Source organism: Bartonella sp. MR63HLJHH, from assembly GCF_042194155.1.
GTDB lineage: Bacteria > Pseudomonadota > Alphaproteobacteria > Rhizobiales > Rhizobiaceae > Bartonella > Bartonella grahamii.
Window position 1 is genome coordinate 1 of record NZ_JBHIMN010000009.1, and the last position, 12,523, is coordinate 12,523.

Genomic DNA, 12,523 nt, shown 5'->3' on the forward strand with positions numbered 1-12,523 from the left:
AGGAATGCGAGTTTCCATGTTTTATCTCCTTGAATATGCTGGAGATACAATGTCTTTTTGCCAATTATGTTCCAAAATGGATAAATAGCCGCTAAAAAGGGATAAGAAAGATCTAAAGTTAAGATCGAGATCATCATGGTGGGGCATTTTCTTTTGAAACTTTTGTTTAAAGCGTGTTCATAGAGAGTTTTTGTTGATCATAAAAAAGGGTGTGAAAACGAAAAGGCACGCCTATTGGGCTTTATGAGGTCATTGAACAAAATAATATGAACGCTTTTTTTGTTTATATTCTTTCATAAATTTGAATTTTTGTCTCATGACAACGTCTTGATCGATAAACATGTGATAAGCGTTACGAATGGGAATATATTTATGTTTCATAAATAAAAGCACACTTTGTATAGAGAGCTCTTTCTTTGTGTTTTCAGTATTGTATTCTTTTGACAAATGCTTTTCTTTTTGATTGTATCAAAAAGTTTAAAGACAGACCGTGTTAGGATATAAAATGTTTTGTTCAGCTTTTTTTAAAAATAGTGAAAAATATGGACCGCTTTGCGTTGGTTTTGATCCGAGTCATAAAGTTTTGCAATCATGGAATTTAAGCTGTGATTATAAAGGTCTAAAAGATTTTTGTGATATCCTCTTAACAGCGGTTGTGGATAAAGTGGGGATGATAAAGCCTCAAGCCGCATTTTTTGAGTTATATGGGGTGGAAGGGCTTCAAATTCTCAAAGAACTTATTGAAAATGCACACGAACAAGGTTTGTTGGTTCTCGTTGATACGAAAAGAGGGGATATTGGCTCTACTGCTGAGGCTTACGGTAAAGCTTGGCTTGGTTCAAGCAGTGCGTTTAAAGCAGATGCCATAACAGTCAATCCTTTTTTAGGATTTGATGCTCTCATTCCTTTAATAAAGATTGCAGAAGAAACAAAAACGGCTGTTTTTATGGTTGTTCAATCTTCGAATCCAGAGGGAAGGCACATTCGCAATGCGCGCATTGGTGATCAAACGGTTTCTGTTCATTTGGCGCAGCGTATTTTTGAATATAATAGCCAATCTTCAAGTCAATATCATCATGTTGGTCCTATTGGGGCAGTGATTGGAGCAACATTGGGCAATGAAGCAAAAGATACAATCGAACAGTTAGAAAATAACTTATTTCTCGTTCCTGGCATTGGGGCTCAAGGGGGAACAATAACACAATTAACTCAGCAGTTTCCTCAAAGGCTATGGCAGAATCTTATTCCTTCCATTTCAAGATCGATTACAGAGGTTGGTCGAAATAGTGTTGATTTAAAAAATGTTATTCATGATTTTGCCGAGCAATCTAAAAACACGCTTCTATCTTAAAGTTTTTTGCTAAGTTATCAAAGAAAAAAAGCTCTTATAAAAGAAGGTGGTTTATCAAATTTTAAGTCAGATACGAATTTCAAGAAGTGTTTTTCTTTATCTAAAGTTAAGAGTTGTTTTTGATCTTTTCAAAAAGTGTTCATATATTTCTTATTTTCTGTTGGGATTGGGAGGACCAAATACGGAAAGCAAAGGTTTGAAAAAAATGCAGAAATCTTGGGAATATATGAAAAATTGCTTCAAGAAAGACGAGATAAAGGAAAAAAATGAAAGAAATACCTGAACAGAGCTAAAGATGAGGCATAAGAGGGTTTGGAGAGTGTATTCGTTTTGGGGACGTTTTAGTTTAAGGGTGATGACTCATCTTACAGGATAAACTCTTTTAGAATATCGCTTTATAAGGATATTGCTTTTGTAAAATAAAGGACTCTAACATGTTATTAAAAGTTTTTAGATTGATAAAGTCATTGCAGCGTTGGTTTCTATGGGATAATGGTTATCCGTGAACACATATTGTTGCTAGAGAATAACATGTCATTGAAACAAGAAAAAACTAAAGCCCGTTTACCCCGTGGTTTTGTGGATCGTACAAGTGCACAGTTGTATGCAACTGAAACAATGATTGCGCAAATTCGTGAAGTTTATGAACTTTACGGTTTTGAAGCACTGGAAACACCAATTTTTGAATATACAGATGTGCTGGGTAAGTTTTTGCCTGATGAAGATCGTCCAAATGCGGGCGTTTTTTCGCTACAAGATGATGATGAGCAATGGATGTCTTTGCGCTATGATCTTACTGCGCCTCTTGCCCGTTATTTTGCAGAGAATTTTGAAGTTTTGCCAAAGCCTTATCGCAGTTATCGTCTTGGTTTTGTGTTTCGCAATGAAAAACCTGGACCAGGGCGCTTTCGGCAATTTATGCAGTTTGATGCGGATATTGTTGGAACACCAACGGTAGCAGCGGATGCCGAAATTTGTATGATGGCAGCAGACAGTTTGGAAAAGTTAGGGTTTCAGCAGCATGATTATGCCATTCGCTTGAATAACCGAAAAATTCTGGAAAGTGTTTTAGAATTGATTGGTTTAGGGGAAAGGGAGCAGATTGAAAGGCGCTTAACTGTGCTTCGAGCAATGGATAAACTGGATAAATTTGGTCCTGAAGGCGTGCGTTTTCTTCTAGGCAAGGGGCGTTTGGATGAAAGTGGTGATTTTACAAAAGGGGCCGAGCTTAAGGATAAAGAGATTGAGTGTATTCTTTCCTTACTGACTGTAAACGCAAAAACAGCAGAAGAAATCCTTGATGCTCTCAGACAAGTCGTTGGTCAGAGTGCTCAGGGGCTTGAAGGGGTTCGCGAGCTTGAGGAAATGCAAGCAATCTTTGTCGCTAATGGTTATCACAATCGCATTAAAATTGATCCTTCGGTGGTTCGTGGATTGGAATATTATACTGGACCTGTTTTTGAGGCGGCATTGCTTTTTGATGTTCTCAATGATGATGGGCAAAAAGTTGTTTTTGGCTCCGTTGGTGGTGGTGGGCGCTATGATGGATTGGTGGCACGCTTTCGTGGTGAAAATATTCCAGCAACAGGTTTTTCAATCGGGGTTTCACGCTTGATTGCTGCTTTGCAAAATCTTGGAAAGTTGCCTATGAAGGAGACAACAGGGCCGGTTGTGGTGTTGATGATGGATAAAGAACCAGAAGCTGTTGCACGCTATCAAAAAATGGTGATGCAGTTGCGTGGTGCGGGAATTCGTGCTGAGCTCTATTTGGGGGCATCGGGGATAAAAGCGCAGATGAAATATGCAGATCGACGTCAAGCGCCTTGTGTGGTGATCCAAGGCTCACAAGAACGTGAGAGCGGAAAAATACAGATTAAAGATTTGATTGAAGGGGCGCGTTTGTCCCACGAAATTAAGGACAATCAAACATGGCGTGAAAGCCGTCCTGCGCAAGTGATGATTGATGAAGAGCAATTGGTTCAAACAGTACAAGATATTTTGGCAGCCCAAAAACGGTAATGATAAAAGTTTTGTGAAAGCGATTGTTGGGAAAAGCTCGAACATTTCCTCTTCAATTTTCAGAATTTGTATTTTACTTGTTTAGATATTCTTAAAATCGCGTTATTTTTTTAAGTTCCTGCGGCATAAAAGCAATTTTTTAAAGATAAAAATGCTTTGTCTTCATTATGAAATGAATGCTTTTGAGCGCGCGAGGTAAGTACCTTGCGTGAAGCAAGATACTGGACACTGAAGCATTTGAGGTTCTTGACGCAATCCTGTTTAGAAAAATTGATGATCAATAACAGAAACCCAATAGTTTATAGAAATATTGATCATTCATATGGATTTAATTTTTGAATTCTCATTTGCTGATATCATATTTCTACTGTTTTATTGTCGGCAGTCTACAATCTCACATCCATGAGAGATGAAAGAAATCTCAAGAGTTTTATTTTAGAAGATTTTTTTAGTTTCAAAAGCAACGAATAACTTAAATCAGACAATTTTTAAAGGGAAAATATGGGAGGAATTATAAGAGATTATAATGACAACCATTTGAAATTATTCATTTATTATAACAAATCAATTTTTTACGGAGAAATGAAAATGGCCCAATATGATTTTACAGTATTATATGAAAGAAATCCCTTTATTTTGAAAAAACCTGAAGATATTGGAAAATCATTTAAACTTCCTCCTTCAAATTTCGGATTTGAAGATCTTCCGCAAATTACGTTTTCAGGAGCGTCCGATAGTCGGCGTATGATTTTTGGGCTATCACTTAGTGGTATGAAAGCATTTTTTGTGATGTTGTGGCAAGTAGGGAAAATGTCAGATGAAGATGATGTGGATTTATGGTTTGATCAGGTAAGATTAGATGAGGATACTCTCAATGAATTTTTGATTTGTGATCTTTCAATTCAAGAACCAGAATATCTTAATTTTGAAAGTTTTAAAGAAGGTATCAAAGAATTAGAAAAGAATAAAATTGTAGCGAAGGGGACAAAAAAATATTGTTATTTCATTAATCCAGATATTTTTGGGCTTCCTGAATGTGATGAAGATTTTGAGTTCGATGAAGAGGAAGAGATAGAAGAGGAAGAAATGAAAACACACTTTATGGTAGAATATCCAAATAAACGCCTTCTTTAACTGTTTCTCTCTTAGAGAAAAATAAAAGCTTAGAATAAATGGCTATGAGAACAGCGATGAGTCTGTTTATGGTATGTGAATTGGAATGTTTACGGGATCTGTTTTTATTTAATATTCTTCATGAACAGTTATTTATGCAGAGCCGTTTTTATGCAATATTTTCTTTCTTGATATTTTTATGAACCTTGCAGTAATGGTGTTCATAGCTCTTGTATTTTAGAGCGTTTATGAGACGTACTTTTACTCTTTTTAATCGTTTATTCATATGCCAACCTTACGTGCTAATAAGCAAGAAAATAGTTTTAAGAGATTCAATATAAGAAGGGATAAAATAAAACAATCTTATGATATTCAGTGCCTCTCATTCGACATGAAAAATTATAAATTATCGTTATAAATCAAATTATTGTTTGACACAAAGTTTTTCTCAATAGGAGAAATTTAGCATTGATCGTGCATATTTCATCGATACGTTAGTCCTTGATTTTTCTGAGAGAGTTTTGTATGAATTTGCGCATTTCGCAATTGCATCCCCATTTTTTGATAGCGTGCAACAGTTTTTAGCTTTTTATTCTTTGAGCACTATAATTGGTTTAGATTTTTTACTGGAAATTTTTCAAGTTTTTTCAAAGCAGTTAAAACGTGAAATACCTATTAAAAAATTATTGCTGGAATATTTTCTCACCAAAAACGCACAACCAACTTACAGTGTTTGTCTTGACAAATAGATGTTTCAAAAAATACAAACGACACAAATTTTCTTTATTAGGGAAATTTGTGTCGTTAAATTTTGTTTAAATAGACGATTTGGGGGCGGAATTAGTTTTTCAAAGCTTTTAGAACATTTTGTGGTGAAGAAACTTCATAAGGATCTGTTGCACAATTATCTGAAAAACCTGCTTCTTCAAACCATTTCTCAACCACACCATCATTAATAACGGCAGCATAGCGCCATGATCGCATGCCAAAACCAACATTGTCTTTTGCAACCAGCATACCCATTTTGCGTGTGAATTCACCAGAGCCATCAGGAATTAATTTCACATTTTTGATATTTTGTGTTTTTCCCCAAGCATTCATGACAAAAGCATCATTGACGGAAAGGCAATAAATTTCATCAATACCCGCTTGTTTAAATTCATCATAGAGTTTTTCAAAGTCAGGCAGCTGAAAAGTTGAGCAAGTAGGGGTAAAAGCTCCAGGAAGAGAAAAAAGAATAACACGCTTTCCTTTAAAGTAAGCATCACTGTTAACTTCTTGCCACCGATAAGAATTATTTTCACCCATTTCATCGCGGACACGTGTATGGAATGTTACATTGGGAACAGTTTTTTTCATCATAAGGATGCTCCTATATTTTTCACAAAAATTTCGTTTTAAAACAGCCTTTGTCTTTAAAAGCATATCGGAAAGAACGGTTTAAATAAAAGGGATTCTTTAAGAATTCTTACTTCTAACGAGTGTGCAAATATTTCACACTTCCGTCAAGTAGAATTAATGGTCGACTTTGGATACTCTTCACCTTAAAATTAAAGGAAAGAATATGAAAGTATTTACATGACCATAAAGATAGTTTTAACCACGGCTTTTGAGGGGCAAAAAACGGGAACGTCTGGTTTGCGCAAAAAAGTGTCTGTTTTTCAACAACCTCATTATGTAGAAAACTTTATACAGTCTCTTTTTGATAACATTGGGCCTCTTGAAGGAAAAATGTTGATTCTTGGGGGCGATGGGCGCACTTTTAATCGTACTCTCCTTCAGATTGTGTTGAAGATGGCAGCGGCGCATGGTGTTTCTTGTGTTAAAATGGGAAGGGGCGGTATTCTTTCTACACCTGCTGTTTCGCATCTTATTCGTAAAACCCATGCTCATGGTGGACTTATTCTTTCTGCAAGCCATAATCCTGGTGGTCCAGAGGGAGATTGTGGTATCAAATACAATGTTTCTAATGGTGGACCCGCTCCTAATTCTTTATGTGATGCTATTTTTGCAACATCGCAACGTCTTTCCTTTTATAAAATTCTTGAAGCACCAGATATTGATTTAGATAGGCAAGGTACGATCTTTATGGGAGCCATGCGGATTGATATTATTAATCCTGTCGCTGATTATGTTGCTTTGATGCAGGAGCTTTTTGATTTTGACTGTATTGCCAAGGCCGTTACTCGAGGTCTTACTTTACGGTTTGATGCCATGCATGCGGTAACAGGGCCTTATGCTCATGAAATTTTTGAAAAATGCTTAGGATTTTCTGAAGGGACGGTGGTTAATGGTATTCCTTTGCCAGATTTTGGAGGCGGTCATCCGGATCCCAATTTGGTTTATGCCAAGGCTCTTTATGATTTATTGATGTCAGAGCAAGGACCAGATCTTGGTGCAGCCTCTGATGGTGATGGAGATCGTAACCTCATTATTGGTCGTCAACAATTTGTCTCACCTTCAGATTCTTTGGCTATTATGGCTGAACATGCACACCTCATTAAAGGATATCGAAAAGGTGTTGTGGGGATAGCGCGTTCTATGCCGACGGGGCGTGCTGCTGATCTGGTTGCGGAAAAACACGGATTAAACTTTTTTGAAACGCCAACGGGATGGAAGTTTTTTGGAAACCTTTTGGATGCGGGGAAAGTAACCTTTTGTGGTGAAGAAAGCTTTGGAACTGGCTCTCATCACATCCGCGAAAAAGATGGTTTATGGGCTGTCTTATTTTGGTTAAATCTTTTAGCGGTAACAGAAAAAACTGTTGCACAAATTGTTCAACAGCATTGGTACACCTATGGGCGTTTTTACACGTTACGGCATGATTATGAAGAAGTCGAAGCAGATAAAGCTTTGGAACTTATAGAACATTTGCGTACGCACTTACCACATGCAGGAACTGAAATTGCAGGATTTTTCGTCAAAAAAGCAGATGATTTTACATATCATGATCCTGTTGATCAGAGTGTTAGCACGCGGCAAGGTATACGTATTTTTTTCGAAAATGGAGCACGGTTGGTGGTCCGGTTGTCGGGAACAGGGACGCTAGGTGCTACTTTACGACTTTATTTTGAACAGTATGAAAGTGATCCGCACAAACACAATTTTAATCCGCAAGAAGTTCTCCAACCTTTGCAACAGGTGGCGCTAAAACTGTTAAATATACAACAAGCATTGGGGCGAGATCGCCCTGATATTATCACCTAAGTTCATTGGAATATTTTTTTGTAAAGGTATGATGATTGATCACATGAGGTATGATTTTAGGGGTGTGATTTTATTTGCCATAAGGCAGATCCTCCATTTTCAAGCGCGCTTTGTTTTTTCCTCCTTTACATATCAATCGGATTTCTAAAACTGCGGGCTTCTTAAAACCGAATCCTGTAGGTAATTATAATCCGGCATAATCGGGGAGTTTATGTCCGATGGTTTTTGATGGTTTGATAGCAATGTTTGTTTAATAGGGGAGATGTTCCTTATGCAAAAAAAATATTATCATTGTTGCACATTTCATATGCTTGTTTTAAAGAAGCGTCTCTCTCAAAACACTAAAAACGCATCTTATGCGTGTTGCTTTTGAAAGGGATGAGCGACCATCTATCGAGCAGCACAATTTTACGCTTATGAGAGAGTAAGACCGTACCATCATTCACTTTGCTCGCTTTCAATGTTGGTTCTTATATTTGAAAATATTTAGTATTTTGAATAATCGTTTTACACGCCTCTTCCTACTTGTAGCATGCAAGCAAAAGGCTTTGGTTGATTCAATGTAAAAGGGGGTGAGAGAATCTCAGCTTATTTATCGGCTCTCATTCAATATACAAAACCATTAACTATGATTATAAATCAGTCTGTTCTCTAACATTGTGACTGTTATCTTTACTTAAATAAAAGGTCAAGTTGAGGGCATCATTTTCTTGTTTTTCAGTTTTTAGCTTTTTGAGAGCGTTTTATTTAGAGAGGTTCCTTTTCTAATTGTTTTTTATCCATTCGTTAATTGCATTGCTGATGTATAAGAAAATGATTTTGATTAATTTATTAGAGAGAATGAAGTGAGTAAATTTTATGATATGCGGGGGGCTCATTTAAGTTATATAATGATCAATCATTTTTATAAACTCATATGGTATGTGACGATAGCATTCATGAACACAGTTGGCAGATGAGGGTTGAAACAAAGGAAAATGTTTTTCTAAAATAATGGACAATAAGCACTTCTTGCTTTATGACCAGTCATAGTGAATGATTTTTCTTTTAAAAGGGGAATTTATGACCCAATATCCTAAATGTCCTCGTTGTGATTGTCTTTATACTTATGAAGATGGTGAAAATTTTGTGTGTCCTGAATGCGCACATGAATGGCCACAAAAAAACGATGATACTGTTCTTTCCGATACTGTTTGTGATGCCAATGGTCAGATTTTAACAAACGGAGATACCGTTATGGTGATAAAAGATCTGAAAGTAAAAGGCACTTCATCTGTTTTAAAAGGTGGTACTAAGGTAAAGAATATTCGCTTGGTGGATGGGGATCATAACATTGATTGCAAAATTCCAGGGATTGGTCAGATGAGTTTAAAGTCGGAGTTTGTGAAAAAAGTTTAGGCATTTATCCCCTTGCAATTGTTTTTGCATTTCGTTGGTTTTTTATTTTTACATTCTTCTCGAATGGGATTCTTTTCTTGTTTCACAGATTACACCAATCAGATAGAGGCAATATATTTTCCTTTATTGCAAAGCCATGTATCGCAGAGGAATAGTGGCTCTGTCTTTTCTTTTAATATGCGGTTATGGATGAAGTTGGATGTTGACTTACATGCAACAGTAAAAGTATGTGCTTTATCAACAGTAAAAGTATGTGCTTTATGAGAAGAACAACGTGGTAAAGCAGACAAACTTATTCCTGCTGAATTGAAGAAATATTCTCATTTTTTTATCAGATAATTTCTCAAACAACCATAATAGATCTAGCTTCAATGTATTTATTTTTACAGGTAGTTACACCGTTTGCGTCATATTTATGGAAATGAGATTGAAAATGATAGAGGGGGAATTCTTGATTTTAAGAATGGAAAAAGGATGGTATGATCTTGATAAGGTTGTATGGTCATGCATTTTCCAGCTCTTAGTGTTGCAACAGTCCCTTATAAAAAGTGTGCATAAGAGCTATTAAAAATAGTTTTTGTTATTATCCAGTTTGTGCTGTGTAAGCGGACGATTTTGATTGATGCAATAAAAACAGAATTGAAATAAGAAGAATGTCAGAATTCTCATTCAAGTTGCAAAATGTGATCTTTGTCGATTGGTTGCTACAAGAAGTATTTTGCGTGATTTTATTGTTGGGAGAACTGAGAAAGATGGAGCAAATGGGCACTCTATCTTACAATGTTTTCTTTTTTGGGTTTTCTTTTTTGTAACGGGTCGTGGTTTCTTGGTTAAAATTACATGACAAGATTATGAAACAAAATAAATTTAAAGTGCACATCCATGCATTGTACTTCTGTGTACGGATTGGTTTGTTGAAACAAACCTATGCTTCTTAAAAGGGGCTTTGAAATCTTTTTAAGGCATATGTGGAGGTGAAATATGAGTGAAGGTATCATTATTAGACAGATTTTTTTAACAGTACTGTATTTTTATGGCTGCATAGCTTACTTTTAAAATTTCAGGAATAAAATGACGCAAGATTTTTGCACTCCATGTTTGAGCGCTGTTGAAGAGGGGCAATCGCTGTGGTTATTTTACCTATTGAGGCCAATATTTATTGTGGCATGGCTTCAACGCCTAAAACTTCAGGGATAAAATGGCGTAAAAGATTTTCAATACCATGTTTGAGGGTTGCCGTTGAAGAGGGACATCCAGCGCAGGAGCCCCGCATATTGAGATAAACAATACCATTTTCAAATCCGCGAAAAGTAATGTCTCCACCATCATTGGCAACTGCTGGGCGGATACGCGTTTCAAGCAGCTCTTTAATGGTTAAGACAATATCAGCATCTTTTTCGTCATAAAATTCTTCGTTAAGGGCATGGGTTTGTGCTTGTGTTGTAGCGTTGGTGGTGATCACTGGCTCATTGGATAGAAAATGTTCCATGATTGTGCCTAAAATGACGGGCTTGAGATGTTGCCATTCTCCTTCTTTTTTGCTTACGGTGATAAAATCATAGCCTAAAAAAACACCATTGATATTGGGAATATTAAACAGCTTAGCTGCCAAAGGTGAGTTTTTAGCTGCTTCTTCAGGGTCACGAAATTCTAATACGCCCTCAGAAAGAACCACGCGTCCTGGCAGGAATTTAAGCGTTGCAGGGTTTGGGGTGGTTTCAGTTTGAATAAACATAAACTCTCCTTTTATAATGAAGGATTGGGAAGATCTTACATTGTAGAATATTATATTTTTTAGGCAATAGATCTAATATCTTCATCGGCAAGATTGCTAGGAATAACAATGACAGGGATTGAAAAAGCTGTCCCTTTATTTCCGATTAATTGAACAAGGGGTCCTGGTCCTTCTGTATGTCCACTGGCTGCTAAAACAATTAGTGCAATCCTTTTATCTTCGTCGATCAGTTTGGAAATCTCATCAATTTTTTTTCCTTCACGCACCACTATTTCTGTTTCAAGCGCATGGGTGGTGCGGACTTCACTGGCAATGTCTCCTAATATTTTATGAGCACTTTGCGTTGATTCTGTGCGCATAACGTTGTTTACACCCAGAAAATGTTGAAATTCTGCACTATCAACGACACAAAGTAATACCAATGTTCTATTGGTATTTTGGGCATGCTGTGCGGCAAACGCAACGGCACGTCGACACTCTGGTGTTTCATCGATAATGACTAAGTTCTTTTTCTTGGGTTCTTTTTTCGGATTTTTGGGTTTGGAAATCATGCACTTTCTCTATTTTGTACAAACGATTTTTTTGCTCTCTACAGTTTTTAGTTTTATTACCTTTATGTATCGTGCAAAAATCCAATAATTTCACGAATTTTCTTCATATTTTCTTCTGCGAGCATACTAGCACGTTTAGCGCCATCATGCAAAACAGAGTCGATATAATCACTTTCTTGATGCAGTCGACGTAATTCTTCTGTTATAGGGGCAAGCTTATGGACAGCAAGGTCGGCTAGAGCGGTTTTAAAATGCGAAAATTGTTGACCAGAAAATTCTAAAAGAATCTTTTCTTTGCTAACTTTGGCAAAGGCGGCATAAATACCAAGCAGGTTATCCACTTCTGGTCGTTCTTTTAAAGCGGTAAGGGTATCGGGAAGAGGAGCCGAATCCGTTTTGGCTTTGCGTATTTTTTTTGCGATAAGATCAGCGTCATCGGTCAAATTAATGCGTGAAAAATCTGAAGGATCTGATTTTGACATTTTTTTCGTCCCATCGCGCAAAGACATAACGCGTGTGGCTGTTGTTCCAATAAGCGCCTCTGGGAGGGGAAAGAAGCCTTGTTTTTTTTCTTCATCCGTTTGCATAGAGATACCAAAATTTAATTCGGCAATACGCTGTGCATAGTCGTTGTTAAACTTTTGTGCAATATCGCGTGTGAGTTCAACATGCTGTTTTTGATCTTCGCCTACTGGAACATGCGTTGCACGATAGACTAAAATATCAGCAGCCATCAAAGTGGGATAGGCAAAAAGCCCTAGAGATGCTTTTTCGCGATCTTTTCCTGCTTTATCTTTAAATTGTGTCATGCGTTGAAGCCAGCCGATACGGGCAACACAATTAAAAATCCAGGCAAGTTCAGCATGTTGAAAAACACGTGATTGGTTAAAAATAATGTGTTGTTGAGGATCAATACCGCAGGCTAAAAAGGCTGCTGTCACTGTTCTGGTGGATTCGCGTAAAGTAAGGGGATCTGGGTTGACCGTGAGCGCATGCATATCCACAACACAGTAGAGGCAGTGATGAGAGTTTTGCAATTCAACCCAACGCTGAATGGCTCCAAGATAATTGCCAAGATGTAAATGACCACTCGGTTGTACGCCGGAAAAGACAAGTGGTGTGAAGGTATCCATAGGAGTGCTCTTTCTT

The 12,523-nt window shown here is 37.1% G+C and carries 9 protein-coding genes; 5 read left to right on the plus strand and 4 right to left on the minus strand.

What is annotated here, in order from left to right:
• Window positions 1–505 precede the first annotated feature (505 nt).
• From pyrF to ACFIKQ_RS06950, 3 genes are all read left to right on the plus strand, one after another.
• Window positions 506–1,351, plus strand: coding sequence for an orotidine-5'-phosphate decarboxylase (pyrF, locus tag ACFIKQ_RS06940; RefSeq protein WP_375644922.1), 846 nt, complete (start codon window positions 506–508; stop codon window positions 1,349–1,351).
• A gap of 531 nt (window positions 1,352–1,882) precedes the next feature.
• Window positions 1,883–3,370, plus strand: coding sequence for a histidine--tRNA ligase (gene hisS, locus ACFIKQ_RS06945; RefSeq protein ID WP_375644923.1), 1,488 nt, complete (start codon window positions 1,883–1,885; stop codon window positions 3,368–3,370).
• A 501-nt stretch (window positions 3,371–3,871) separates the two neighbouring features.
• A complete protein-coding gene (locus ACFIKQ_RS06950) occupies window positions 3,872–4,504 on the plus strand; it encodes a replication protein (RefSeq protein ID WP_375656177.1) in 633 nt (210 codons plus the stop codon).
• 819 nt (window positions 4,505–5,323) lie between these two features.
• Here the strand turns inward: ACFIKQ_RS06950 and ACFIKQ_RS06955 are convergent.
• A complete protein-coding gene (locus tag ACFIKQ_RS06955; protein WP_375636351.1) occupies window positions 5,324–5,845 on the minus strand; it encodes a peroxiredoxin in 522 nt (173 codons plus the stop codon).
• A 216-nt stretch (window positions 5,846–6,061) separates the two neighbouring features.
• Between ACFIKQ_RS06955 and ACFIKQ_RS06960 the strand changes: the two genes are divergently transcribed.
• A complete protein-coding gene (locus ACFIKQ_RS06960) occupies window positions 6,062–7,690 on the plus strand; it encodes an alpha-D-glucose phosphate-specific phosphoglucomutase (protein WP_375656178.1) in 1,629 nt (542 codons plus the stop codon).
• Window positions 7,691–8,752: 1,062 nt separating this feature from the next.
• Window positions 8,753–9,088, plus strand: coding sequence for a zinc ribbon domain-containing protein YjdM (locus ACFIKQ_RS06965; protein ID WP_375656179.1), 336 nt, complete (start codon window positions 8,753–8,755; stop codon window positions 9,086–9,088).
• Between the two features lie 1,156 nt (window positions 9,089–10,244).
• On the opposite strand, the gene ACFIKQ_RS06970 is transcribed toward ACFIKQ_RS06965, so the two are convergent.
• The 3 genes from ACFIKQ_RS06970 to trpS all read right to left on the minus strand — a co-directional run bounded on the left by ACFIKQ_RS06970 (window position 10,245) and on the right by trpS (window position 12,507).
• The gene (locus ACFIKQ_RS06970; protein ID WP_273723704.1) at window positions 10,245–10,823 is read right to left on the minus strand and encodes a NifU family protein; all 579 of its coding nucleotides are present in this window, start codon (window positions 10,821–10,823) and stop codon (window positions 10,245–10,247) included.
• A 59-nt stretch (window positions 10,824–10,882) separates the two neighbouring features.
• The gene (locus tag ACFIKQ_RS06975; RefSeq protein WP_015856726.1) at window positions 10,883–11,374 is read right to left on the minus strand and encodes a universal stress protein; all 492 of its coding nucleotides are present in this window, start codon (window positions 11,372–11,374) and stop codon (window positions 10,883–10,885) included.
• 62 nt (window positions 11,375–11,436) lie between these two features.
• Window positions 11,437–12,507, minus strand: coding sequence for a tryptophan--tRNA ligase (gene trpS / locus ACFIKQ_RS06980; RefSeq protein ID WP_375656180.1), 1,071 nt, complete (start codon window positions 12,505–12,507; stop codon window positions 11,437–11,439).
• Between the last annotated feature and the right edge of the window lie 16 nt (window positions 12,508–12,523).